The organism is Ruminococcus sp. SR1/5, assembly GCF_000209835.1.
Taxonomy (GTDB): domain Bacteria; phylum Bacillota; class Clostridia; order Lachnospirales; family Lachnospiraceae; genus Blautia_A; species Blautia_A fusiformis.
The window spans coordinates 2323937-2350450 of the sequence record NC_021014.1 but is presented as its reverse complement, the minus strand read 5'-3'; the positions used below and the strand labels follow the sequence as shown (position 1 = coordinate 2350450).

Annotated in this window: 25 protein-coding genes and 1 riboswitch; of the genes, 21 read left to right on the top strand and 4 right to left on the bottom strand. The window is 45.0% G+C overall.

All coding sequences use genetic code 11. The features are described 5' to 3' along the window. Positions 1-71: 71 nt before the first annotated feature. On the bottom strand, positions 72-2891 hold the full coding sequence (locus tag CK1_RS11720; protein ID WP_015526440.1) for a bifunctional diguanylate cyclase/phosphohydrolase: 2820 nt from the start codon (positions 2889-2891) through the stop codon (positions 72-74). A 306-nt stretch (positions 2892-3197) separates the two neighbouring features. On the opposite strand from CK1_RS11720, the gene CK1_RS11715 reads away from it, so the two are divergent. The 5 genes from CK1_RS11715 (at position 3198) to CK1_RS11695 (ending at position 6442) form a co-directional block, all read left to right on the top strand. Further along, a complete protein-coding gene (locus CK1_RS11715; protein WP_015526439.1) occupies positions 3198-3419 on the top strand; it encodes a hypothetical protein in 222 nt (73 codons plus the stop codon). Between the two features lie 2 nt (positions 3420-3421). Further along, positions 3422-3634 carry a hypothetical protein gene (locus CK1_RS11710; protein WP_015526438.1) on the top strand — a complete coding sequence of 71 codons (213 nt, stop codon included), beginning with the start codon at positions 3422-3424 and terminating at the stop codon, positions 3632-3634. After that, positions 3622-3927, top strand: a complete 306-nt coding sequence (locus tag CK1_RS11705; protein WP_306288897.1) for an ABC transporter permease family protein — start codon at positions 3622-3624, stop codon at positions 3925-3927. The genes CK1_RS11710 and CK1_RS11705 overlap by 13 nt, the downstream gene beginning before the upstream one ends. Before the next feature lie 3 nt (positions 3928-3930). After that, positions 3931-4263: a branched-chain amino acid transporter permease gene (locus CK1_RS11700; protein ID WP_015526437.1), complete on the top strand. Its 333-nt coding sequence runs from the start codon at positions 3931-3933 to the stop codon at positions 4261-4263. A gap of 679 nt (positions 4264-4942) precedes the next feature. Next, the gene (locus CK1_RS11695) at positions 4943-6442 is read left to right on the top strand and encodes a CoA-acylating methylmalonate-semialdehyde dehydrogenase (RefSeq protein WP_015526436.1); all 1500 of its coding nucleotides are present in this window, start codon (positions 4943-4945) and stop codon (positions 6440-6442) included. A 152-nt stretch (positions 6443-6594) separates the two neighbouring features. Here the strand turns inward: CK1_RS11695 and CK1_RS11690 are convergent, their stop codons facing one another. Next, positions 6595-7359, bottom strand: coding sequence for a DeoR/GlpR family DNA-binding transcription regulator (locus tag CK1_RS11690; protein ID WP_015526435.1), 765 nt, complete (start codon positions 7357-7359; stop codon positions 6595-6597). 210 nt (positions 7360-7569) lie between these two features. Between CK1_RS11690 and CK1_RS11685 the strand changes: the two genes are divergently transcribed. The 8 genes from CK1_RS11685 (at position 7570) to CK1_RS11650 (ending at position 15622) form a co-directional block, all read left to right on the top strand. Continuing rightward, positions 7570-7986 carry a Fur family transcriptional regulator gene (locus CK1_RS11685; protein WP_015526434.1) on the top strand — a complete coding sequence of 139 codons (417 nt, stop codon included), beginning with the start codon at positions 7570-7572 and terminating at the stop codon, positions 7984-7986. Continuing rightward, the gene (locus tag CK1_RS11680) at positions 7983-8933 is read left to right on the top strand and encodes a metal ABC transporter substrate-binding protein (protein ID WP_015526433.1); all 951 of its coding nucleotides are present in this window, start codon (positions 7983-7985) and stop codon (positions 8931-8933) included. Before CK1_RS11685 ends, CK1_RS11680 begins: the two co-directional genes overlap by 4 nt. Before the next feature lie 38 nt (positions 8934-8971). After that, positions 8972-9634: a metal ABC transporter ATP-binding protein gene (locus CK1_RS11675; protein ID WP_015526432.1), complete on the top strand. Its 663-nt coding sequence runs from the start codon at positions 8972-8974 to the stop codon at positions 9632-9634. Beyond that, entirely contained in the window at positions 9631-10428 is a 798-nt protein-coding gene (locus CK1_RS11670; protein WP_015526431.1) for a metal ABC transporter permease, read from the top strand. Before CK1_RS11675 ends, CK1_RS11670 begins: the two co-directional genes overlap by 4 nt. Positions 10429-10524: 96 nt before the next feature. Then, positions 10525-11994, top strand: coding sequence for a S1C family serine protease (locus tag CK1_RS11665; RefSeq protein ID WP_015526430.1), 1470 nt, complete (start codon positions 10525-10527; stop codon positions 11992-11994). A 267-nt stretch (positions 11995-12261) separates the two neighbouring features. After that, positions 12262-12468 carry a hypothetical protein gene (locus tag CK1_RS11660; protein WP_015526429.1) on the top strand — a complete coding sequence of 69 codons (207 nt, stop codon included), beginning with the start codon at positions 12262-12264 and terminating at the stop codon, positions 12466-12468. Then, positions 12465-13022 carry an LOG family protein gene (locus CK1_RS11655; protein WP_015526428.1) on the top strand — a complete coding sequence of 186 codons (558 nt, stop codon included), beginning with the start codon at positions 12465-12467 and terminating at the stop codon, positions 13020-13022. Before CK1_RS11660 ends, CK1_RS11655 begins: the two co-directional genes overlap by 4 nt. A gap of 80 nt (positions 13023-13102) precedes the next feature. Further along, entirely contained in the window at positions 13103-15622 is a 2520-nt protein-coding gene (locus tag CK1_RS11650) for a beta-mannosidase (RefSeq protein ID WP_015526427.1), read from the top strand. A 93-nt stretch (positions 15623-15715) separates the two neighbouring features. Here the strand turns inward: CK1_RS11650 and CK1_RS11645 are convergent, their stop codons facing one another. Both CK1_RS11645 and CK1_RS11640 read right to left on the bottom strand, forming a co-directional pair. Then, complete coding sequence (locus CK1_RS11645) at positions 15716-17125, bottom strand: alanine/glycine:cation symporter family protein (protein WP_015526426.1); 1410 nt, start codon at positions 17123-17125, stop codon at positions 15716-15718. A gap of 1 nt (position 17126) precedes the next feature. Next, a riboswitch (glycine riboswitch) is annotated at positions 17127-17234 on the bottom strand. A gap of 225 nt (positions 17235-17459) precedes the next feature. Further along, positions 17460-18302, bottom strand: a complete 843-nt coding sequence (locus CK1_RS11640) for a LysR family transcriptional regulator (RefSeq protein ID WP_015526425.1) — start codon at positions 18300-18302, stop codon at positions 17460-17462. A 329-nt stretch (positions 18303-18631) separates the two neighbouring features. Between CK1_RS11640 and CK1_RS11635 the strand changes: the two genes are divergently transcribed. The 8 genes from CK1_RS11635 (at position 18632) to CK1_RS11600 (ending at position 26406) form a co-directional block, all read left to right on the top strand. After that, positions 18632-19897, top strand: coding sequence for an SLC13 family permease (locus CK1_RS11635; RefSeq protein ID WP_015526424.1), 1266 nt, complete (start codon positions 18632-18634; stop codon positions 19895-19897). A gap of 243 nt (positions 19898-20140) precedes the next feature. Beyond that, positions 20141-21019, top strand: a complete 879-nt coding sequence (gene ttdA / locus CK1_RS11630) for a L(+)-tartrate dehydratase subunit alpha (RefSeq protein ID WP_353611246.1) — start codon at positions 20141-20143, stop codon at positions 21017-21019. A gap of 20 nt (positions 21020-21039) precedes the next feature. Beyond that, positions 21040-21672: a L(+)-tartrate dehydratase subunit beta gene (gene ttdB / locus CK1_RS11625; protein WP_015526421.1), complete on the top strand. Its 633-nt coding sequence runs from the start codon at positions 21040-21042 to the stop codon at positions 21670-21672. Between the two features lie 353 nt (positions 21673-22025). Then, a complete protein-coding gene (locus CK1_RS11620) occupies positions 22026-22655 on the top strand; it encodes a YczE/YyaS/YitT family protein (protein ID WP_306557266.1) in 630 nt (209 codons plus the stop codon). Positions 22656-23163: 508 nt separating this feature from the next. After that, on the top strand, positions 23164-24084 hold the full coding sequence (locus CK1_RS11615) for a CHAP domain-containing protein (RefSeq protein WP_015526418.1): 921 nt from the start codon (positions 23164-23166) through the stop codon (positions 24082-24084). Between the two features lie 38 nt (positions 24085-24122). Beyond that, the gene (locus CK1_RS11610; RefSeq protein ID WP_306288896.1) at positions 24123-25136 is read left to right on the top strand and encodes a hypothetical protein; all 1014 of its coding nucleotides are present in this window, start codon (positions 24123-24125) and stop codon (positions 25134-25136) included. Positions 25137-25438: 302 nt separating this feature from the next. Further along, positions 25439-26248, top strand: a complete 810-nt coding sequence (locus CK1_RS11605) for a PD-(D/E)XK nuclease family transposase (RefSeq protein WP_306288895.1) — start codon at positions 25439-25441, stop codon at positions 26246-26248. Positions 26249-26253: 5 nt separating this feature from the next. Further along, on the top strand, positions 26254-26406 hold the full coding sequence (locus CK1_RS11600; RefSeq protein WP_306288894.1) for a hypothetical protein: 153 nt from the start codon (positions 26254-26256) through the stop codon (positions 26404-26406). Positions 26407-26514: the final 108 nt, after the last annotated feature.

Below are 26514 nucleotides of genomic sequence, written 5' to 3'. Positions count from 1 at the left end.
AACGAAAAAGAGGCCGTACTTGACGGCCTCTTTTTCGTTATGGCTTTATCATGTCCATGCCATGGGAGTATTTATAACTCCTGTGGAGATATTTCCAGGTATTCATAGGATGGCTGGAAATCATGGCTGTCACACTGACAGTAATATTGGGTAAAAATACGTTCTATGATGTCCGGGATATGCGTTTCGTCAGGCTCAAACAGTATGATGAGATACTGCAGGGAACTGTAGCGTGTACAGATATCCACACGGCGGATATTCTGCCGGATGGCCTGTTCCATATACTCCAGAGCCTGCTCAATGGATTCGATATCAGGAACTGTATCCACAAGTGTCTCGATGGTGATCATCGCCAGATAACATCTGCACTGGCTGCGTGTGACAAGCTGACTCATGTATTCATACTGTCGTGCGAAATCCCGGTAATTCAGATCAAGAGCACCTACATAGATGCCGCTTTTCTGAAGGGACTCTGCCACAAGCGCCAGATCCTTTCCGGAACCGGATGCCGCAAGAGTGCTGCGGTCGATCTGCTGGTAGAAAAAGAACTGGTTTTTGCCGTTTTGTTTTACGTAATACAGAGCTTTATCTGCTTTGGAATAGCAGTCCTCAAAGGAATCATCGGTGCTGCACAGACACAGGCCTGCGGACAGTGTGGCAAACCGGAGTTCCGGATCATCGGTAGTGATGGTGTGAAATTTCTGGAACAGATCGTCCATCTGCAGAGATAGGGAATCAGGATCTGTGTCCGGAAGGAACATCAGGAATTCATCTCCGCCAAGTCTGCAGGAAATTCCCTGATCTGCCCGTTTCTGAAGCAGCTTTCCAAGACATTTCAGTGCACGGTCGCCGGCTTTGTGGCCATAGATGTCGTTGATCTTTTTCAGGTTGTCCATATCAAGGAATACCAGACATCCATCATGTGTCTGCATAAATTCCGCGGTAAGACGTTCGCCCAGGTTACGCATGGGAAGACCGGTAAGGAAATCATAGCTTTTTGCGTCTTCCTGACTTTTTATGGTGGCCATTATGTCCGAGATGAATTTGCTGACGGTAAGCTGCATATCCGGAAGGTTATAGGTGTCCGGTTCTTCCTGGGAAGGATCCCACTGAGGCAGCCGTTTTTCATTGAGCAGTTTCAGAAAAATGTCTGTGATCTCCGGGTCGAACTGTGTACCACGGTTTTTGCGGAATTCTTCGTAAACAACCTCCGGTGGAAGCGCATTACGGTAGATTCGGCGGGAGTTCATGGCATCGTAGCAGTCGGCAACAGCCACGATCCGGGCATGGATGGGGATTTCTGTTCCGGCCAGCCCGTCCGGATAGCCTTTTCCGTCATAACGTTCATGGTGACTTCTTGCGATTTCTGCCGCATGCGGGATCAGGGTTATATCCTTCAGGATCTCGGCGCCGATGACGGTGTGTTTTTTTATAAGATTGTATTCATCATCGGTCAGCTGTGCCGGTTTGTTCAGGAACGGATCCGGGATACCGATCTTTCCGATGTCGTGAAGGTGAGTAGCCCGTTTCAGATTCAGGATCTCCTCCGGTGTCCAGCCCAGCTCCTCTGCGATCAGGGCCGCATATTGTGCAACCCGGTAGGAATGACCGCGGGTGTACGCATCCTTTGCCTCAATGGTGGTGGAAAGGGTCTGTATCATCTGCAGAGACATTTTTTCATTCTGTTCCTGGTTTTTGCGGATTTCGCTTTGCTGGCGTTTCAGTTCTATATCCTGGACATTTTTGATGGCTCTTACAATATTGACAAAGAGCAGGATCAGCATGCCGGCGCCCACAAACAGTCCGGACATTAATGTGACAAAGTATACGGAGGTTGCCTCAACGGCAATACACAGGATCGCTGCCAGCAGACCAATGAGCAAAAGCCGGTCGGCCTTGTTTTTTTCGGTGCGTATATATTGGAAAAGGTGTACAAATATTGTGGCAACGGTGATCGCCAGGATTCCGTGACTTACAGGCATGGTTTCGATATAATCTGCGATACCTGCAGCAGTGAGGATCGTACAGACTGCAAAGTTTATCATTGCGATGCTTCCAAGACAGACATAAAATCTGTGATGCAGCCCTTTCTGGAGACTGTCCGCAAAAAACAGGATCGGGAGCGGACACAAAAGGATCATAACGAAGCACAGAGATCCGAGAGCGGAAGCGTTGGGGACCAGGAACTGACGGAGCTTGGATTCACCCAGCATCCAGACGGCGCCCATAACCATGCACCATCCAAGATATTCCGTGTCAAATCGTGTATGATAGACCAATCCCAAAGCGAAACTGAACAGGATCGTGACGATTCCGGCAAACAGGATAAAAAAAGCAATGTAGGTTTCCAGTCCGTATCTGCTGAAAATATATATCCAGATATCTGCCTTGTTTCCGCAGTAAACAGGATTGACAACTCCGGTGTAATTGGAGGTGTAGGTGGTCAGTTCAATACGGAGCTCTTTGCCGGCATCGGACGCATAAACCGGGCAGAAAACATAACGGCTGGCGGAGTTTTTGCCCACAAGCCTTGTTTTATGCGTGGAGTAGCTGGTCCTGAGGTTGTCCTCTACATAAAAATTCACATCCTGCAAGGAAGAACGGATGGCAAAGCAGGTATCTGTAAGATCATCGGGAAGCTGGATGGTGAGGACCATCGTGTCACCGACGGGAACCTTGTAGGTGCCCGGAACGGAGATTTCCTGGGTGGTTCCATCCGGTTTCTGCCAGGTAACGGTACCGGAATAGATCACAGAGGCTGCTGAGGTGTCGGAAGAACGTTCATCCGCACCAAAGATCTGCATAAAAATGAACCAGCCAAGGATGGCGAACATCAGAATATAAAAGAAATATCTTTTTCCCTGGTTAAAGGTGTCGGTTTTTTCTTTCATGGCAATATGCCTCCTTGTAATGGGAAAGGAGTGTTTTGTAAATTGAAAAACTCCTTTAGATCGATTATACCAGACCGGAGTGGAAAAATCAGTATAAACAGACTAAGACGGGTAATTTGGTAAGATTTTACCAAATTTTTTATGAATTCGGTGGTATTATATAAAGCGGATAGAAAACATATCCGATGCATCTGCGTGCAGGATATGGTACAATGGGTAAATGTGGAGTATGACATGCAAAACATGATATATGCAGAATAAAGGATCAGAATAAAGAATGAGAGTAAAGCGACAGGAGGAAGGATTATGAGTAAGATCGTAAATATCACATCAAAAGAGGACAAAGATCAGAAGCTGCAGGACATTGCAAACTCACTGGAAGAGCTGAAGGATGTAATGGCTGAAGTGATAGAAGCCTATGAGGAAGAAAATGCGGACAGCCGGAAGATGGACACGCTGACAGAGGCACTGGATGCGCTTGAGGACGCTTATGAGGCTGTTAACGATGTGCTGCTTGAGGAAATCTGATCATGCAGTATAAGGTTCTGAAGATAGAAGAAGACATGGATTTCGGCTGTGAAGAGCGGCAGCCGGGTGAAGCACTTATGTCAGTAGTGCTGATGGAAGATGAAAATGGAAATGAAACGAGTCTGCGACATGATGACGGCCTCCTGTATGAAAGAGATATCAATGAGGGAGATCTTGTTACCATGGACGGTCAGCATCAGCTGTGGAAATTGTAAAACAGAAGGGACGTACATCGTTGGATTTTGTCATGACTGCGCTGTTTGTGGTTATGTTCATTGATCAGTGGGAAGATGCACAAGATCATAAGCCGGCGCTGGTCGGAATTGTATGCTCTGTAATTTGCCTGGTGATCTTTGGAAGCGGGAAGTTTATCCTTCCGTCAATGGCATCGATCGTTTTATGCTTCCTGGGAATGAAGAAGCATGAGGAGAAGAGAAAAAAGAACGTATACAGAAGTCAGGAGAATATTAGGCATGACAGTTGGGATATAGCCGGACAGGAGGGATAAGGAATGACTATGACAATAACACAGCAGATCATAACGGTTGTGGTAGTGGTCCTGGGGACTATGACAACGCGATTTTTGCCGTTTATCATATTCCCGGAAGGAAAGGAACCGCCGGCTGTGATCACCTATCTGGGAAAAGTGCTGCCCTGTGCAGTGATCGGATTGCTGGTGGTATTTTGTCTGAAGGATGTGCCGGAAAGTACGCATTACGGACTGCCGGAGCTGATCGCAATACTGTTCATTGTGGTATTACATAAATGGAAGAAGAGTACATTGCTCAGCATAGGAGGGGGAACGGTGTTTTATATGGTGCTGGTGCAGACCATATTTGGTTAGGCAGAAATATGTGAAAAACAGAAAATGAAAAGCTAAGGCAGGATACGATAACCGTATCCTGTTTTTTTGATTGCTGCAGTAATTTATGAAAATGCTGTAGATCAGATAAGCAGGCGCAGGATTGTATGTAAAGGTGCAATAAGCCGTGAAAAGAAGCGAGTGGTCGTGAAAATGAGTGCGTCCGCAAGGGACGCACAGATGTATTTCCTTGTTCCTGGAAAATACAGAGAAAATATGCCGGGAGCAGAGGAATCTGTAATTGTAACAGAACAACGATACCCCTTACTTGTCTGTGAATCCGATTGCACAGGTCTAAAAGCCTCAGCGTAGCTGGAAGCAATAAATAGTGTGTGTGGAATGGTGTGTTATGAAAATAACAAAAATGAGTAACTTTTGCTCTCACAATGGAATAAAAAACGACAAGACACTATGCAGTTTTATGGCTGTAAATGCATGCGTTTCAAGAGTTTATACAGGGAACATGGAATACCATGAAATGTGAATAAATTAACACATAATTTTGAAAATATACTTAAAATATAACCATACTATATTAACAAAATTAAAAATAAATGATAATATGTGGCCAGAACAAAACGAGAATGACTAAAATTTTTATGAAATTAAGAATAAAAAGGTAAGCACGAAAGGAGTATCCTAAAATGGCTGAGATCAAAAAATGGGTTACTGTGTAAACGGTGAGTGGAAAGAGTCAAAGGCAGAGAAATACATGGATGTTACAGATTCCAGTACAGGTGAGGTGATCGCGCAGGTTCCCTGCTGTACACCGGATGAGGTAGAAGAGGCGATCGCTTCCGCACAGGCTGCATTCCCGGAATGGTCCTCACTTTCTCTTGCAAAGAGACAGCAGTATATGTTCAGATGGAGAGATGTTCTTTATGCTCATAAGGAAGAACTTTCCGTACTTTGTGCAAAAGAGCTCGGAAAGAACATCAAAGAGGCAAGAGGAGATGTTCAGAAAGCAATTGAGCCTACAGAAGAGGCATGTGCACTTCCGACAATGATCCAGGGCGATGCTGCAATGCAGGTAACTACAGGATATGATACAGCTACATATCGCAAACCACTTGGAGTAACTGCTGGTATTGTTCCGATGAACTTCCCGGCAATGATCCCATGGGGCTGGATGGTTCCGCTTTCCATTGCATGTGGAAATACAGTAGTACTGAAAGCAAGCTCCCAGACACCACTTACAGCTATGAGGATTATGGAGCTCTTCTATACAGAGGGCGGATTCCCGAAGGGTGTTGTAAACCTTGTGACCTGCAGCCGTGTAGAGGCTGATATCCTTCTTACAGATGAGAGAGTAAAGGCTGTTACATTCGTAGGAACAACAGGTGTTGGTAAACAGGTATATTCCAAGGCAGCAGCTCATGGCAAACGAGTTCAGGCACAGTGTGAGGCAAAGAACCATGCACTTGTACTTGAGGACTGCAACCTTGAGGCTACTGTTAATGCGATCATCAACTCTACATACGGATGCGCAGGTATGAGATGTATGGCTCTTCCGGTTGTATGCGTACAGGATAGTATCGCAGACGAATTTGTTTCACTTCTTAAGAAAAAAGCAGAGGCTATGAAGCTTGGCTGTGCATATGATGAAGATACCGATCTCGGCCCGGTTGTAAATGCAGGTCATAAGGAGAAGATCTGCAACTGGATCCAGAAGGGTATCGATGAGGGTGCGGAGCTTGTACTTGACGGACGTAATGTAGTAGTTCCGGGATATGAGAACGGATTCTTCGTAGGACCGACAATTCTTGATCATGTAACACCTGAGATGACAGTTGGAAACCGTGAGATCTTCGGACCGGTAACCTGTATCAAACGAGTAAAGGATTACGAGGAAGGCATCGCAGTCATGAATGCCAATCCATTTGCAAATGGTTCTTGTATCTTTACACAGAGCGGATATTACAGCCGTAAATTCGCTATGGAGACAGATGGCGGTATGGTAGGAATCAATGTAGGTATCCCGGTTCCGACAGCATACTTCCCATTCTCCGGAAACAAGGATTCCTTCTTCGGTGATCTGCACGTTCTCGGAAAAGACGGCTATCGTTTCTTCACAAGAGCAAAAACAGTTACAACACACTGGTTCGATGAAGCTGCCGGAAAGAGAAAGGTCGGCACATGGGAAGGAAGTACTGAGGCTTAAGAAAGCTTCATAAATAAATTTATGACACTGAAAGGCAGATCGGGTAAGATCTGCCTTTCAGATAAAATCCTCTAATGAAATGAGCATATTCAAAAACGGTGCATCTGCTGGATTTCCGGCAGATGCACCGTTTTTTAGGGTCAATATCCGATTTAATCGATCGTCATAACACGGATGCCGTGCTCCTGGCAGAAGCTGTCGTATTCTTCAGGAAGTGGCTGGTCGGTTACGATGGCGTCCAGCTTTTCCATGGAAGAATAGGTCATAAGCGAGATCCGGCCGAATTTGGAATGGTCTGCAAGAAGGATCATGCTGTTGGCATTCTCTGCGATGGCTTTTTTGGTGATGTATTCCTCTGCGCTGGCATTGGTAAGTCCGCTCTTCATGGTTACACCTGTGCAGGCCATAAAAGCCATGGAAATGTTGTAGGTCTGCAGATAATCATTGATATCCGGTCCTGTGAAGGACAGGGTCTTGCGGTTCAGCTTTCCGGGAACGGAAATGATATCCAGGTTCGGATAGGATGCTGCCTTGTTGAAGATAAGCAGGCTGTTGGTCAGGATCGTACAGTGCTTATCTGCAATAAAATCAACCAGGTTCAGGCAGGTTGTACCTGTATCGATATAGATGGTATCGTCTTCTGCCACAAGCTCTGCGGCACGGCGGCAGATTTCTTTCTTTTCGTCAGGAAAACGTCCGCCACGCTCTTCGTAAGACAGAAGGGGAAGAGTCTGTGGAGTTTCGAGTGCTGCGACACCGCCATATACTTTCATGATACTGCCACGTTTCAGAAGGATATCGACATCTCTTCTGATGGTGTTTTTGGATACGTTGAATTTCTCACATAATGTATCGAGAGAAGCGTTCTTATGCTCCAGCACATATTCTTCGATCATGTCCAGTCGCTGTGATTTCATAGAGGTCTACCTTCTTTCTATTGGTTAAGTCTTGGTTATATTTTATCATAAAAGAAGGTAGAGATAAAGTGCTTTTATAAGAACATACCAAAAATTATTTCCCTTCAAAAATATCTTGACGAAATTCTTATTTGAATGTAATATGAAAACGGTTTTCAAATTCAAATCTGCCATGTAAGGTGCAGTTGATAGAAGAGAGTAGGAAATATAATGGAAGAAAAAATGAAATACAGCACCAGGCAGCAGAAAATAATTCTGGAATGCCTGCAGGAATATGGAGATACATTTTATACCATAGATCAGTTTATGGAGCTCCTTCGTGGAAAAGAGATCCAGATCGGAAGGACAACGGTATACAGAGGACTGGAGCGGCTGCAGAAGGAGGGAGCGGTGCTGAAGGTTCCGTCTGTGGAGGGAGCGCCTGCCCAGTATCGTTTTATACGTGATGAGGAGCGGAAGAATTACGGTAAGCTTGTGTGTCTGGAATGTGGGCATACGATTCCTCTGCAGTGTGGATGTATCGATCATTTTGTGGGACATGTGCTGGATGAACACGGATTTGAGATCGATCAGAGCCGGACGATCTTTTATGGATATTGTGACAGCTGCAGGAGGCTTAAAAAATGAATGTTAACAGAGGGAAGATGACAGCGGCAGCAGTTCTGGCGGTGACGCTTCTTGTTGTGGGCGGTGTGACCGGATATGGTTTGCACAGGGCCGGAACGGTGGGACAGCCATTTGTGGAGGATGGCCGACTGAAGGTGATGGCCAGCTTTTATCCCATGTATGATTTTGCCCGGAAGGTAGGGGGCGACAGGATCCAGGTGAAGGATATGGTTCCGGCGGGAACGGAGCCTCATGACTGGGAGCCGGCGGCAATGGATATCCGGAATCTTGAAGATGCAGATGTGTTTGTCTATAATGGTGCGGATCTGGAGCACTGGGCGGAGGATGTACTGGATACTCTGGAGAATCAGGATCTGGTTGTGTCTGAGGCATCGGATGGTGTGGAGCTTCTGGATGGAGGACATGATCATGCTCATGGTGATGAAGGAAAAGATCCTCATGTCTGGCTTGATCCTATGCGTGCAAAGCAGGAAATGAAGAATATCAGGGATGCTTTGGTAAAGGCTGATCCTGGGAACGGTGATTATTATGAAGCAAATTATGAGAAATATGCCGGTGAATTTGATGAGCTGGATCAGGAGTTCAGAGATGGTCTGAAAGGTACGAAGAGCCGGGATATCATAGTGGCGCATGAGGCTTTTGGATATCTATGCAATGCCTATGATCTGAAGCAGCTGGCTATCGAAGGGCTGACACCGGATTCAGAGCCTGATCCTGCCAAGATGCAGGAAGTGATCGAGTATGCGAAAAAATACGACATCCATACCATATTTTTTGAGGAGCTGGCAAGTCCCAAGGTGGCGAAGACAGTGGCGAAGGAAGTGGATGCGGTGACTGCTGTGTTGAATCCGATCGAGGGATTAAGTGAGGAGGATATCGAGGCCGGAGAGGATTATTTTTCTGTGATGAGGAAGAATCTGGAGGCACTCAGGAAGGCATTGAACTGAAGGTGCAGGACAGTAGCTGTAACAAAAAAGGAGAAATTATGGGAATTTTGATAGAAAATCTTTCGTTTCACTATACAGGGACACCTGTGCTGGATCAGGTGAACCTGGAGGTGAAGGATGGCGATTATGCCATCCTTACCGGTGAAAACGGAAGTGGAAAAAGTACATTTCTGAAGCTTCTTCTGGGCGAACTGAAGGCGCAGGAGGGAAGTATCACTGTAAATGGAAAAGATATTTCTGCCACATTCGGAAAGGGAGATCTGGGATATGTTCCACAGAACAGTATCAGCAGAAACCAGAATTTTCCGGCGACTGTGGAAGAGATCATGATGACAGGTGTGTATTCCTCTTCCTGGAAGGCACGTTTCCGGGCAAAAAAAGAGATCCCGCGTTTGAAAGCCGCACTTGCGGAAATGGAAATGGAAGAGTTCTGGAAAAGAAGGATCGGAGATCTTTCCGGAGGACAGCAGCAGAGGGTTATGCTGGCACGTGCACTGGCAGGAAAACCGAAGATCCTGATCCTGGATGAGCCTACCACAGGAATGGATATGGTTTCTGTGAAAACACTTGCAGAAGTTCTGAGGAAGCGGAATGAGGAACAGGGGCTGACGATCCTTATGGTTACTCATGGAAATTCCGGTGAGTTTAAAGGCGCAAACCGGTTCTTTAAAGCGGAAGAGGGGAGGATCGACGAAGTATGAGTATTTTACAGTATGGATTTATGCAGAGGGCTTTTCTGGTGGGAATCCTTCTGGCTGTGATCACGCCCTGCATCGGGATCACCATTGTTCTGAAACGGATGTCCATGATCGGAGATGCGCTTTCCCATTCTTCACTGGCCGGTGTTGTGCTGGGACTGATACTTGGAGTGAATCCGGTAGCCGGTGCAGTAGTGATGTGCATCGTAGCTGCTCTTGGAATTGAGGCTATCCGCAAAAAAATCCCGCGTTATTCGGAGGTGGCGATCTCCATCGTCATGTCTGCCGGGATCGGACTGGCCGGTGTGCTGTCCGGCTTTGTGGAAAACGGTGCCAGTCTGAACAGCTTTTTGTTCGGAAGTATTGTGTCCATCAGTGAAGGAGAGCTGGCGCTGGTAGTTGTGATCAGTGTGCTGGTACTGGCAGCAGTGCTGTTTTTTTACAGGGAACTGTTTTATATCGGATTTGATGAAAATGCGGCAAGGATCTCCGGTGTTTCCGTGCGGAATATTAATTTTCTTTTTACTATTCTGACGGCTCTGACAGTTTCCATTGCGTCCCGAACAGTAGGAACCCTGATCGTTTCCTCCATGCTGGTAGTTCCGGTGGCGTGTGGGATGCAGATGGCAAAAAGCTATAAGGGTACACTGATCTGTGCCATTATCGTGGCGGTATGTACCACCATTGCCGGACTGTTTCTTTCCTATTATGCCGGACTGAAACCAGGTGGAATGATCGTTCTTCTTGAGGTTGCGTGGTTTGTAGTTGTGATGACAGTGAAAAGTTTTAACAAATAAAACACATTTTTCCCACAAAGTAAACACAATTAACCCATATACTTTGAAGCATCAAAAGGAAACAGAGAAGAATTTTTTCCCAGGGAGGACTTAACCATGAACAACAACAGAAAATTAAAAATAAAGAAAATGATGAAAAAGGGTGCAACCATCAGCCTGTGTGCAGTACTTGCCGGCGGCATTGGAGTTGGTGCATATGAAGGTATAAATTATTTCTCCGGTGCACAGTCCGTACAGGCGGCAACCGATAGCTCCGAGAATCTGACTCTTATGAAGTCTGATAAAAAATCAAATAAAGACAGCGAAGATACAGAGGCTACAAAATCCTCCGATACAAAGGGCAGTCTGGATGTATCAGATGTTGCTGAGAAGGCAATGCCTTCTGTAGTTGCCATCACAACCAAGTCCGTTCAGGAGGTTCAGGATTATTACAGCATGTTTGGTTCCCAGTATGCGCCGAGCCAGGAGCAGGAAGTTGAAGGAAGCGGTTCCGGTATTATCATCGGAAAAACAGATTCTGAGCTACTGATCGCCACAAACTATCATGTTGTGGATGGTGCCGATACCTTGTCAGTTGCCTTTGCAGATGGTAATGCTTATGAGGCTACGGTAAAGGGCTTTGATGAAAGCGAGGATCTTGCAGTTGTTTCTGTTGCAACGAAGGATGTTTCGGATGATACAATGGATGCAATTTCTGTTGCAAAGATCGGAAGCTCTGATGATCTGAAGATCGGTGAGCAGGTTGTTGCCATCGGTAATGCACTTGGCTATGGCCAGTCCGTTACTACTGGTATTGTCAGTGCTAAGAACCGTAAGACAGATGCATCAGGACAGATCGAGGGTGATTCTACAGATAACAGCAGCAGTATCAACAAGGGCGTGAACCTGATCCAGACAGATGCGGCTATCAATCCCGGTAACAGTGGCGGTGCGCTTCTGAATATGGATGGTGAGGTTGTTGGTATTAACTCTTCCAAGCTTGCTTCTACTGAGGTTGAAGGTATGGGGTATGCCATTGCAATTTCTGATGTTGCGGATTCTCTTGAGAACATGATGAATGCCAAGGCAAGAGATAAAGTGGATAATCATGGTATCCTTGGTATCACAGGCAGTACAGTAAGTACGGAGGCAGTACAGATTTATGGTATCCCGCAGGGTGTATTTGTTTCGAAGGTAACCGAGGGCGGCCCTGCCGATGATGCAGGTATTACCAAGAATATGGTCATTACAGAGTTTGATGGTAAAACGATCACCAGTATCGATCAGCTGGTTGAGCTGCTTCAGTATTATGAGCCGAAGGAAAAGATCGATGTGACGGTTGCAGTTCTGGATGGCAATGAGTATAAGGAGAAGACACTCACTGTAAAACTTGGTAAAGATGACAGTTCCAGCAAGGATAGCAAGGACAGTTCTGAGGATAGCGTGTCCCAGGATTCCCAGGATGCAGATATCCCATATATCCAGGGAGGACAGGATGACTCCGATCAGGGGGATGCAGATGCATTTGCTGATGATGGAGAAGCCAGCCTGTTTAGAGATTTTGAGCAGAATGGCTTGTATGACTGATCAGTCCTAAATTATAATGGAGAGCATTTTCGAGGTGAAGAACCGCAATCAGTTCATCCCCTCCATGAATCCGCAGGAAAAAACCAGAAATACAGCGGATGGAAAGACGCAGTAGAAAAAGTTCTTGTATAAGCATAAAAATTTCTCAATATAAAAAAGGTGTTGCTGATCACAGAGTGAGCAGCAACAAAACGGGAGCTTTAGGCAGCGGCAATTGCTTGACCCCATGTGTATGTCAGATTATAATAAAATAACAGGCATTTCCGGATGCATTCCAGATGTATCGGAAATGACGGAAAGCCGGTCTTTGCCAGTATCATGTGCAGAGGCCGGCAAAAGTTATATTCAGAGATAAACGATCATCCATTTGCAGTAGCTGTGCAGTGGCATCCGGAGATGATGTATGATTCTTCAGAACAGCTGAAGCTTCTCCGGGCATTTGTGGAGGCAGCAGGGAAGGAGACGGAAGCATGAATATTTGTATCTATGGAGCGTCCAGCGCAGAGCTGAAAAAGATCTATTATGAGAAAACGGAAGAGCTGGGACAGCTGATGGGAAAGCGAGGACACGGCCTTGTTTTCGGAGGTGGAAAAGAGGGGCTGATGGGGGCGGCAGCCCGGGGTGTTGACAGAGAAAAAGGCTATATCCTGGGTATCGCACCGAGATTTTTTGACCAGCCGGGAGTGTTGTATGAGCATTGTACAGAGTTTATTTTTACTGAAAATATGCGTGAGAGGAAGCACCTGCTGGAAAGCCGCTCGGATGCGACTATCGTGGTACCTGGGGGAATTGGTACTTATGAGGAGTTTTTTGAGATTCTGACATTGAAGAGTCTGGGACGGATCGACAGGCCGATCGTTCTTTATAATATTCAGGGATATTACGACAGCATGCAGGCACTCCTGGAATACACAGCCGGGGAAAAATTTATGTCCAGAGATGTTGTGGGTATGTGCCGGTTCATGAAAGACCCGGAGGAGATCCTGGATTATATTGAGAATTACCGGAATTATGGGGGAAGGCTATAAATAAAATACAGTACGGCTGATACAACAGCCCTGTATATAAGATCGTGCGAAGGGGATTTTTACAGGAGAAGATATATTTTATGAGGAAAATAATGTTAAATGGCCAGTGGGAGCTGGCAGAAGCAGGAAATGACAGATTATGTGAGGTACAGGTTCCGGGATCTGTGCTTTCCGGGCTCTATGGTGCCGGGAAGATCGAAGATCCTTTTTACCGGACAAATGAGGATGTGACAAGGGAACTGTTCCGGAAGGATTATGAATTCAGCAGAACATTTGTGGCTGCAGAGGATATCCTGAAAGAAGAAAAAATAATTCTGGTCTGTGAGGGGCTGGATACTCTTGCAGATATTTATATCAATGGGCAAAAAGCCGGATCTGCAGATAACATGCATCGTACCTGGAAGCTGGATGTGAAAGAATTTCTTCATTCCGGGGAGAATCAGATCCGGATCGTATTCCGGTCGGTATTCAAGTATATCGAAGCTTATGAGTATGAAGATAATAAAGAGATCCACTATGTTCCCTGCGGTGGAATGAAAGGAAACCAGCTGATCCGGAAGGCTCATTGTATGTTTGGATGGGACTGGGGCCCCCAGACCATTGATGCCGGGATTTTTCGGGATATTTATCTGGAAGCATACAGTCATCCGAGAATTGAGGATGTGAAGATCACACAGGTGCATGGGGATAATGCTGTGGATGTGTGTACAACTGTGGCTGTAAGCGGAGATGCTGTGGATAAGTGTCAGGTGAGAGTGACGATCCAGGAGGATGCAGAGAGCGTCTGTGGACATAGAACAGGTGCTAACGACCGAAAAACGGAAGCCCATGTATGCAAAGTGGGGGAGACTGTATCAGCGAATAATAATCCAGCAGTGCTGACATCCTCGATCCACAACCCGAAGCTCTGGTGGCCAAACGGCTACGGCGATCAGCCGTTATATAAAGTTCAGGTGGAACTTCTGGACGAGTATGGCACAGTTCTGGAAACCATAACGAAGCGCATCGGTCTCCGTACCCTTACCATCAGCCAGGAAAAAGATCTCTGGGGAAAAGAGTTCGCGTTCTGTGTCAATGGCGTGAAAATTTTTGCCATGGGCGGAAATTATATTCCGGAGGACTGTATTTATTCCAGGATCACGCCGGAGCTTCAGGAGTACCTTCTGGAATCCTGTAAACGTGCCAATTTTAACTGCGTCCGTGTGTGGGGTGGCGGTTATTATCCTTCGGATCATTTCTATGATCTCTGTGACGAGATGGGGTTGATCGTATGGCAGGATCTGATGTTTGCTTGTAATGTTTATGATCTTACAGAAGAATTTGAAGAGAATATCACGAAGGAAATTACAGAAAATGTAAAACGTCTCCGTCATCATGCATCTCTGGGACTGTGGTGCGGAAATAACGAGATGGAATCTGCCTGGGATCACTGGCCGGAGGTGCAGAGTGAGTCGAAATATCTTCGTGCGGACTACATAAAAATGTTTGAGCATGTGGTGCCAAAAGCAGTGAAAGCGGCAGACAGCGAGACCTTTTTCTGGCAGTCTTCTCCGAGTTCCGGGGGTTGTTTTGATGAGCCGGATGATGAGAACCGGGGGGACTGTCACTACTGGGATGTATGGCATGGCCAGAAGCCTTTTACGGATTATCAGAAGCATTATTTCCGGTTCTGTTCGGAATTTGGTTTCCAGTCCTTCCCGTGTCTGAAAACAGTAGAGAGCTTTACGGAAGAAAAAGACCGGAATATTTTTTCCAGGGTGATGGAGAAACACCAGAAGAATCCGGCAGCCAACGGAAAGATCCTGTATTACCTTTCGGAGAATTTCCGTTATCCGGAGAATTTCCGCAAGCTTCTCTATGTGAGCCAGATCCTTCAGGGAATGGCCATGAAGTATGGCGTAGATCACTGGAGACGTCACAGAGGCCGCTGTATGGGAACTCTTTACTGGCAGATCAATGATAACTGGCCGGTGGCGTCCTGGGCAAGTATCGACTATTTTGGTCGCTGGAAGGCACTTCATTATATGGCAAAAAAATTCTATGGGCCACAGGCGGTGAGTATGTGCATGGAAGAGGATACCATGCAGGTTTATCTGGAAAATGAAAGTTTGGATGAAATACCGCATCAGGTGGATTTTTATGTGAAAGATATGGAGTGTAACATTCTGGATAAGATCACGGCAAAAGGATCTGTGGGACAGCAGGAATCCGGGCAGATCCTGGCAGTGGATATTTCCCGGTGGGAGGAACGGAAGTATGAGATCTTTCTTGAGGCGGAGGTTACCCTGAAGGATGGAAGGATACTTCAGGATGTGGAGACGCTGGTTCCCTATAAGTATCTGGAACTGGATCAGCCGGAAATTACAGCAGAGGTGGAAGAGCAGGAAGATGCCTTTGTGATCCATCTGAAGAGCAGCTGCTTCAGCCCATTTACAGCTATTGGATTTACAGACGCGGATATGATCCTGGAGGATAATTTTTTCCATATGACAGGTGAGAAGGGAAAAGATATCCGGGTGGAGAAAAGGGATATCCGAAATGGGGAAATCAGGAATGCGGAAGAGATGACCAGACAGATGGAGATCCTGACACTGGCGTGATTCTGGTATAGAAAAAGCAGAAAAATAAAAGACGCGAAGTCTTACATGAAAAATGTAAGATCTCGCGTCTTTTTTATATATGACATTATGGGTTTACTCGTAGTTTTTATGTCTTTTGAAGAAATCTTTTGTTTCTTTTACAACCACACCGCTCAGGGCAAGAAGAGCGATCAGGTTCGGGAATGCCATCAGGGCATTGAAGATATCTGCGATGTTCCATACAGCTGCTACAGTCATATATGGTCCGATGAATACGCAGATGATGTACAGCCAGCGGTATGTTGTAACTGCGGCTTTGTTTCTGTTGAACAGGTATTCCAGACATCTTTCACCGTAGTAATCCCATCCGAGGATTGTTGTGAATGCGAAGAATACCAGGCACAGCATCAGTGAGAAGGATGCTACAAACGGCGGGAAAGGAAGACCTTTCTGGAAAGCAGCTGTTGTGATGGCAACACCCTCAAGACCTGTGTTCCATGTCTCTGTGATGACGATGGAAAGACCTGTCATGGTACAGATAACGATAGTATCAATGAATGTACCTGTCATGGATACAAGACCCTGACGTACCGGCTCCTTTGTCTGAGCTGCAGCGGCTGCGATCGGGGCACTACCAAGACCGGACTCATTGGAGAAGATACCGCGGGCGATACCCTTCTGCATAGCTACGACCATGGTTCCCATTGCGCCACCTGCAAGTGCACTTCCTGTGAAAGCAGATTTTACGATAGTTACGATCGCTGTAGGTACTGCCGTGATGTTTGTGATCACAATGATCAGTGCCAGTGCAACATAGAGAACTGCCATAAACGGTACAACGACCTGGGATACCTTTGCGATTCTCTGGATTCCGCCGAGAACGACAAGTCCTACACATACGGTAAGTATCAGACATGCAACTACAGTTGCCCAGGAATATGTATTTCCGAAAAGTGCTACCGTGTGTGCTTTATCCGGGTCAAAGAAATTGGTAACTGCAGATGAGATACCGTTTACCTGTGTAAAGGTTCCGATACCGAAAAGTCCCACACCTGCTCCGAAAAATGCGAAGATCTTGGCAAGCCATCTCCACTGTTTTCCCATACCGTTTTCGATGTAGTAGAAAGGTCCGCCGAGAACGTGGCCTTCTTTGTCAATGGTACGGTACTTGATCGCCAGAAGTCCTTCTGCGTATTTGGTTGCCATTCCGAAGAATGCGGCTACGATCATCCAGAAAAGTGCTCCTGGTCCGCCGGCTGCGATAGCAGTTGCGACACCTACGATATTTCCGGTTCCGATGGTTGCTGAAAGCGCAGTACACAGAGCTCCGAAGCTTGTGACCTCACCATCGCCGCCTTCTTCATTTTTTACCATGAATTTCAGTGCCTTTCCGAGGTGCCTTACCTGTAAAAGACCTAACCGAGTGGTTAACAGAATTCCTGTGAACAGGATCAGAATGATCAGCGGAAGTCCCCAAACGACTCCGTCAAACCATGTGATAAAGTTGTTGATTTGTGTAAACATTACTCTTTCCTCCATCCTTTTGCCTGAGAGATTTACAGCATTTTGTGTGCTGCGTACACCTTCGGCGCTCTTCCCTTTTGATTTGAAGAGACTCTCCTGAGTTTTTTATTTTTGAATGATGCCAGGACCTTTTTGTGTACGGTGGTGGCGGTCATTCGTTTTGTGTAGAAAAACACTGTAACACAGAGTATCACATGAATTGATGGATTTCAATGGTTTTTTAAAAAAAATGCATTTATTAGAAAAATTAATCGACATATAATTGGAAGTTTTGGGATTTACTTTTCTATCAGCGGATGTTCTTTGTAATACATGCGGGTGAAATGCAGAAATGTCAGCATATCGCCGCTGATATATTTGCTTTTTTCCATACCATGCCGATTTTTATGCGGACAGGTGGATTGAGCGGGATACCGGTAACATTGGAAGTGGAAAAGTTATCGGTCATGCTGGAGTAGAGAAAGCAGCCATATTTTCCGGTTTTTACAAATTGTAGGGTGGTGTAAATCTGGCTGCTCCGCATAACGATATTGGGTGTGTGGCCATCCATCTCAAAACGCATTTTCAGGATTTGATTCTGGACGGAGTCAGCATTGAAAAAGATCAGCTGCTCTTTCGCCATATCTTTTGTTGTGACTGATTTTTTTTCTGCCAGCCTGTGGTCGTTGCTCACACAGAAAACCACCTGGTCGTTGGCCAGGACGGTGTTGTGAAATTTATCTATATTATACTGTTCCATATTGACCAAAGCTACATCCAGGGTGTCATCCTGTACCAGATTGCAGGCACGGACAGATCCGTATTCTTCCAGTACTACGGCAATTTCCGGGTGTTTTTCGTGAAACGCCGTAAGCAGCTCCGGAAAAAATACGGTACTCAGCATGGGAGGGATCCCGATGCGAAGAGGGGGCTTTATCCTGGACATGCTGGAGTAATCGGCCTGAAGCTCATTACAATATTGAAGGATATAGGTAGCTTTTTTGTAGAAGGACTCTCCCTCCTGGGTCAGACTCAGCTGATTTCCTTTTCTGGAAAAAAGGCTGATCCCGAATTCAATCTCCAGATCGCGGATAGCCATGGAAATGGTGGGCTGGGTCACATATAATTCTTCGGCTGCCTTTGTGATGCTGTGGCAGCGGCTGGCTGTGCAGAAATAGCGTAGTTGATTCAGTGTCATGATAAACCTTCTCTCGATGAATTGTCAGATTAAATTTTTAGTAAAGTTTTTCATTTCTGTCCGGAAAAGATGTGACAGAGTATTTTGGTGTCTACATAAAAATAGCATAGAAATATAATTTTTGCCAGATTCATTTGCTGATACGCTGATTTTATGTTAGTAATGTACAAAAATTATCATTAAAAACTGATACTATAAATATTTTTTATGCGGATATATGTTTCATTAATTTGTTTTTTATATGTACACCGGTTATAATGGAACCATCAAAAGAAACGTGTACGGCCTATACTTTTCAGGAAAAAACCAAATGGAAGGAGAGTACAGAAATGTCTCAGACAACTATCACATTGCTGTTTCTTGTGTTCACCATTATCAGTTTCATCCTTGAAAAAATTCCTCTTGGTCTGACGGCTTCGATCTGTGCGATTGGCCTGACCCTTACAGGAGTTGTGGATGCAACAACAACATTTTCACAGTATGTAAACAGTAACGTAATCCTTTGCGTTGGCATGTTTGTAGTAGGCCAGGCATTGTTCGAAACAGGAATGGCAAATAAGATCGGAGGACTGGTCACGAAATTTGCCAGAACAGAAAAAACACTGATCATTGCGATCATGGTGATCGTAGGTGTAATGTCCGGATTCTTATCCAATACAGGTACTGCAGCAGTGCTGATCCCGGTAGTCTGTGGAATCGCCGATGAGTCCGGCTATTCCAGAAGCCGTCTTCTGATGCCGCTGGTATTTGCCGCAGCACTTGGCGGAAACCTTTCTATTATCGGTGCACCCGGAAACCTGATGGGTGTGAATGCACTTCAGGAGATGGGGCTTTCCACAAGCTTCTTTATGTATGCGCCGGTTGGAGTTCCGATGCTTCTGATCGGAATCCTTTACTTTGTCCTTATCGGATATAAATTCCTTCCGGATGGAAAGAATGCATCCGGTGCAGCTCTTGAAGATCAGCAGGATTTCAGTCATGTACCGAAGTGGAAACAGACTGTTTCCCTGGTAGTACTGATCCTTGTGATCCTTGCAATGATCTTTGAGAAAGAGATCGGCATCAGCATTGAGGTTTCCGCATGTATCGGAGCGATCCTCCTGGTTCTGACAGGAGTTATTTCCGAGAAAGACGCACTGAATTCCATTGACCTGAAGGTTGTATTTCTTTTCGGCGGTTCTCTGACACTTGCAAAAGCATTGGATACAACCGGAGCCGGAGAACTGATCGCAGATAAGATCGTAGGACTTCTTGGAGCAGATCCGAGTCCGATCCTTCTTCTTCTGGTGATTTTTATTGTAACCTGTGTGCTGACAAATTTCATGTCAAATACAGCAACCACAGCACTGATGATTCCAATTGCGGTATCTCTTGCAAACAACCTCGGAGCAGATCCGAGAGCCGTTGTTATCGCAACTGTTATCGCAGGTTCCTGTGCATATGCAACACCGATCGGTATGCCGGCAAACACCATGGTAGTCGGTCTTGGAGGATACAAATTCAAGGACTATGTGAAATCCGGTCTGCCGCTGATCCTGGTATCCTTTGTGATCTGTATGATTCTGTTACCGATCCTGTTTCCGTTCTATCCGTAAGGAGAGAAACTTTTGAGTTACTGTTCACTTTGTGACCAGCAACACTTTTAATTAAGTTCATTCCCTTCTGCACTGACCATACAGTGAAGGAGAAATGATAAATAAGCCAAAAAAGCCATCTTAACCATTAATCAGCCAAAATTAATGATGAAACAACCAACAAAAACCTATGTAACTAAAAAACATTAAACCATCGAACCATATCAGGAGGTAAATCATGACTAAGGAAAATGGAGTTAAAGTATTAACAGACATGGTAGCAGATTTTGTTGCCCATATTGGAAAAAATTACCGGATGACGTAGTTAATAAACTTGAAGAGCTTGGTTCACAGGAAACAGCTGCACTTCCAAAGGTTCTTTATGAGACAATGACAAAGAACCAGGGTCTTGCTGTAGAGCTGAACCGTCCAAGCTGTCAGGATACAGGTGTTCTTCAGTTCTGGCTGAAATGCGGAACAAATTTCCCGTATATCAATGAGCTGGAAGCACTTCTGAAAGATGCTGTTGTTCAGGCTACTTTTGCAGCACCGTTAAGACATAATTCCGTTGAGACTTTTGATGAGTACAACACAAAGAAAAACGTTGGTAAAGGAACCCCGACTGTATGGTGGGATATTGTTCCTAACAGCGATAAATGTGAGATCTACGCATATATGGCAGGCGGCGGATGTACCCTTCCGGGAAAAGCAATGGTTCTGATGCCGGGGGCAGGATATGAAGGTATTACAGATTTCGTTCTTGATCAGATGACAACCTACGGACTGAATGCGTGTCCTCCACTTCTTGTTGGTGTTGGTGTAGGAACATCTGTAGAGACAGCTGCTCTGAACTCCAAGAAAGCGCTGATGCGTCCGATCGGTTCTCACAACGATAACGCAAACGCAGCAAAAATGGAGAAGCTTCTCGAGGATGGTATCAATGCCATCGGCCTTGGACCGCAGGGTATGGGCGGAAAGTATTCTGTAATGGGTGTTAACATTGAGAATACTGCACGACATCCATCTACCATCGGTGTTGCAGTAAATGTTGGATGCTGGTCCCACCGTCGTGGACATCTGGTTGTAAATCCGGATCTTACAGTAACCTGTGATACTCATTCCACATGGAAATTTAATGCATAATATAAACGGAGGGAAAAATCATGATCGAAATCAGAGGAGATAAAAAAGTTCTTATTACACCTGTAAGCGCAGAAGACCTGGCTGATATCAAAATCGGTGATATTGTATGGCTGGACGGAGATCTGATGACCTGTCGTGACGTTGCTCACCGTCGTCTGGTTGAGTATGGAAGAGAGCTTCCGTATGATATCCGCAACAAAGCTATTTTCCATGCCGGCCCGATCGTTCGCAAGATCGAGGGTACAGAGGATGATTATGAAATGGTTTCTGTAGGACCGACAACCTCTATGCGTATGGAGAAATTCGAGTATGAGTTTACCAAGCTTACTGGTGTCAGAGTGATCGTTGGTAAGGGTGGTATGGGTCCGAACACGGAGCGTGCCTGCAAAGAGTTCGGTGCGATCCACTGTGTTTTCCCGGCCGGCTGTGCAGTTGTAGCTGCTACAGAGGTTGAGAAGATTGCTGAGCATCACTGGGATGAGCTTGGAATGCCTGAGACTTTATGGTGCAACAAGGTTAAAGAATTTGGGCCGCTGATCGTATCTATCGATGCACAGGGACGTAACCTGTTTGAGGAGAACAAGGTTGTATTTAATGAGCGTAAAGAGGCTGCCAAGCAGGCAATTTATCCTGAGGTTAAGTTCATTAAATAATATTGGATATTGGAAAAAATTTTTCGGGATATCTGAAATAACGAGGCTCTGCCATGAGAGCTTCGGGATTGACTGGTGATTGTGAAATTGAATTAACAGCGTGATATAAAAAAGAGAGATGTCCTGCAGATCATATAATGTGGTCTGCAGGATGTCTTTTTTGTTGCTTTTTGTTGTTTCTTGGGGTTTTTGTGTTTTACAGGGGTGAGGGGGTGTGATAGAATATAAGCGTTGCAGCAGGCTGGTTATTAAGGTATTATCTGGTATGGATCTTGCGCAGTGAAGGTGGATCGTGGATATCTGCCTGACAATATTTTCAGAGAGGATGAGGTATGAGGTTTATGGGGGATTTTTTGAAGAATATTAACTGGAAGCATGTTCTGATCATGTGTATCGGAAATGTTTTTGCAGGTATGGGGATTGGAATTTTCAAGCTTGCCGGGCTTGGAACGGATCCGTTCAGTGGAATGAATATGGCGGTTGCGGATATGATTGGTATGGCGTATGGTAATTTCCAGCTGATTGTAAATATTGTGCTGCTGATCATTGAGATTGCTTTTGGCAGAAGGTTCCTTGGGATCGGTACGGTTGTGAATGCGGTTTGTCTGGCTTATATTACTACTTTCTTTTATAATATTTATACTGGTGTTTTTGGATTGGAGCTTGTGGCGCTGCCGGTACGTTTGGTGGCACTGTGTGTGGGTGTTGTGATCTGCTGTCTGGGACTGTCGATGTATCAGATGCCGGATGAGGGGGTTGCGCCTTATGATAGTCTTTCGCTGATCATGACAGAGAGATGGCCGAAGATTCCTTATTTCTGGCACAGGATGTCTAATGATGTGCTTTGTGCGCTGATCTGTTATCTGACTGGTGGTGTTGTGGGTATTGGTACGCTGGTGACGGCTTTTGGGCTGGGACCGGTGATCCATTTCTTTAATAGGGTTTTTACCGGGAAGCTGCTTGCCTGGGTTGATGGTGAGTGAGTTTGTAGTTGTATGGGGTGAGCTGAACTGGCTGCGGGATGTGGCTGGTTCGGCTTTTTTGGTGAAAAGGGACGCCCGTGAGGCGTGTGCTGCCTGCCGCCGGGGCTTCGTCGGGGGCCAGCCAAGAATCAGCTCCCCTCCTGCAGAGTCCGGCGACAGGCAGCACACGCCTCACGGGCTGGCTTTTCTGTGGCTGCTCGGGAGTTGGATGGGCTATCAGCGCTACGCTGGATAGCTGGGAGGAAAGGCTAAGTTTGCAGTAAGTGGCCGAAAAAATTACCGATGCGAATATCCACTTGACTGGATCTCTTTACCTTGACATCTTCCGTGAGAGTATGCACAATAAAGGTATCATAAATTTGCCGGACAGAGATAAAATATGAAACAAGAGTAATAAACATGCAGAACATTTTCATCGTAGCAGACATGCCAGACCAGACTTGTCTGTTAAGAAGGATGAAACCGCAGGAAAGGAGAACACTATGAAAAAGAAGCTTCTGAAAAATTAATGGTCCTTGCGCTGTCTGCAGTAACTGCTTTCAGTGCGGTACCGGTGGCAACGGTAACAGCAGCAGGTAATCCTTATCCTACAACACAGGATGTGGATCGAGATGGCTTATACGAGATCCCCTGCACACGCTTTGCATGGCAGTGCGTGTATGACAGACAGGGAATCGCATTGCCTTCGTGGGGAAATGCGGTAAGCTGGTGGCAAAATGCTATCAATCAGGGCTATGCAGTAGGAAATGAGCCTGTTCCCGGTTCTATTGCTGTATGGAGCGGAGATTATTACGGACATGCTGCTTATGTAACAGCTAATCTTGGAAACAACAGATTTACGGTAGATGAGGGAGGAAGAACGGACAAAGATCAGACATCCTCTCATGGAGTTGCATATGGATATACACTGACCAATGCAGTCGGAGGAAGGCGCCCTTATGATTCTAACAAGGTGCTGCTTGGCTTTATCTATCCGGGCGTTCGTGTACCGGGCAAGCCATATGTGAGCGTGAATCCGGGAAAAGCGAATCAGACCACAACGTTTTCCTGGAATGCAACAAGCTATGCCAGATATTATGATGTATATGTGTATAAAGCAGGAGAATCCAATCCGACGCAATTTCAGTATGGAGTGAATGGAACAAGCTGGTCCTGCACATTGCCGGCGGGGAATTACAGGGTAGCGGTGGCATCTGTGAATCATGCACAGTATGCATATACATTTTCGGATTCTGTGAATTTCACTGTCCAGGCAGCTCCGGTCACACATACACATAACTATCAGAGAGTAACAGTAAAGGCAACCACCACTGCCAACGGATATACACAGGAGCAGTGCAGCTGCGGAAGTATACAGAATAAACAGATCATCTATTATCCGAAAAAATACAGCTTTCCAGAACAAGCTATACTTATAATGGAAAAGTAAAAAAGCCAACAGTAAAGGTTACAGACAGCAATAATAAGGTGATCAGTGCAGACAATTATACAGTTACCTATTCTGCCGGAAGAAAATATGTTGGAACTTATCGGGTAACAGTTCGGTTTAAAGGCAATTACTCGGGAACCGTTACAAAAACCTTTAAGATCACCGGAAAAGCTCATAAACACAGCTACAAAAAACAGGTGAAGAAAGCAACTACATCCAGGAACGGATATGTCCAGTATCTTTGCTCCTGCGGTGCGGTGACCGGAAAGAAAACAATCTATTATCCGAAGACAATAAAGCTTTCTGCAACAAGCTATACATACGACGGAAAAGTAAAAACACCGAAGGTAAAAGTGACTGGTGCGAATAATAAAACCATCAGTTCCGGCAATTATAAGGTGTCATATTCCCGTGGAAGAAAAAATGTTGGTACTTATAAGGTAACGGTGAAGTTTAAGGGGAATTACAGCGGAACCGTAACAAAGACCTTTAAGATCAAGGCGAAACCTAAAAACTGGGTTTATGTGGATACGCTTCCCAAGAATATTACTTCCGATAAATATACGATCCAGTATAAACACACCTATCAGAAAACAACCTCCAGCTATGTCAACGATGGTGGTGTTTATGAGTCTGTAAGACCACTGGAGACATCTGCTTCCAGACAGCTGGTGGGCTATTATTACTATCATTTCTGCGGACCGAATACCGGAAAGAATGTAAACTTCGCACAGACGGGATCTTATGTACATTTTGACAGTGTGGCAGCCAGTCAGGTAACCGTAGCTGCTTCCGGCGCAGATGGAGATGACCCGAGTATTACCTATTATCTGCTGAACTGGAACGGGAACGGCAGCCGGGTATGGTGCTCCAGCGGAACTACCTGTAACGGCGCCTACGGAAGCCACGGAGCCAGAGGCCAGGCCTGGTACCGCATGAACCAGTACCAGAACAAAAAACTCCAGACTCAGACCACAACCTCCGAAAGTGATTGGACAACCGGTAAAGACAGCACAGCAGTAAAAACCGTTTACCGTTATAAAGCAAAATAGATCATAGATCAGTCATAAATCACAGTCATAAATCAGAAACTCCCTCATGTATCAGAAAAAACTGATATGTGAGGGAGTTTTTTTGCAGAAGGATATTTGTAGTCTGCGCCGTATCTGGTTGATTGCCATAAAATATTGTGTCGAAATACAGAGAAACAACAGGAAGGAAAAATCTTGGATGAAAGATAAAAATATGATATTCTATAAGTATCTTATAAGACTTATTCTAGCCGTATGGCATTCACAGATGTTTCAGATCTGAAACGGAATTTCCATTTTTTATCAGACAAGGAGAAGATTAATTGAATACGAAATTAAAGGCTTATTTTCCAATGATAAGAACCCGCGAGGAGATTTTGCGGGACATTCAGCAGAACATAAATCTGACAGAGAGATTTTATAGCTGGAAAGAAGAACAGAGAGAGGAATTTATGGATTTCTGTACGGGAGTGAAGGGGGTGAAAATGCTGTATGATGCATTTTTTAAGGAAATTATGAATCCGGAAACAGTACCGGAAAGATTAGAGGATTTTCTTGAAGTATTGCTTCAGAGAAAGGTGAAAATTATCGAAGTTTTACCAGGAGATTCTACAAGACTGGCAGATGAGCAGTCTCTTTTGATCATGGATATTCTGGTACGATTTGATGATGGTTCATATTGTAACGTGGAAGTGCAAAAAATAGGTTACGCTTTTCCTGGGGAAAGATGCGCATGTTATTCTTCTGATCTATTATTAAGGCAATATAAAAATGCCCGAAGTACCAGAAAAGAGAATTTTTCCTATAAGGATATAAAAAGTGTATATACAATTGTACTGATTGATAAAAGTACAGGAGATTTTCATAAATATAAAGATAGATACTGCCATATTTTTCAACAGAGATCAGATACAGGATTGGAACTTAATCTGCTTCAGAAATATGTATTTCTTCCGCTTGACATCTTTCGTGAGAATATGCACAATAAAGGTATCACAGATAAACTGGATGCATGGCTGGCATTTTTGAGTATGGATTCTCCGGAAGTAATCGTGAAATTAATAAAAAATATCCGGAGTTTACGGTCATGTACGAGCACATATATAATATATGCCGGAATGTGGAAGGGATGATGGAAATGTATTCAGAGGAATTAAAGATTCTTGACAGAAACACAGTGAAGTATATGGTTGATCAGATGCAGGAGCAGATTGATAATCAAAAGGAGAAAATTGCAGCTCAGGAAAAAGAAATTCAGATGTTAAAAAGAAAGCTTGAAGAACAGAAATAAAATATAAGATCAGAAACTCCCTCATATATCAGAAAAAAACTGATATGTGAGGGAGTTTTTTTGCTTAAAAAACGGCTTATTTATTTAGATTATAGTTAGTAAATTTCA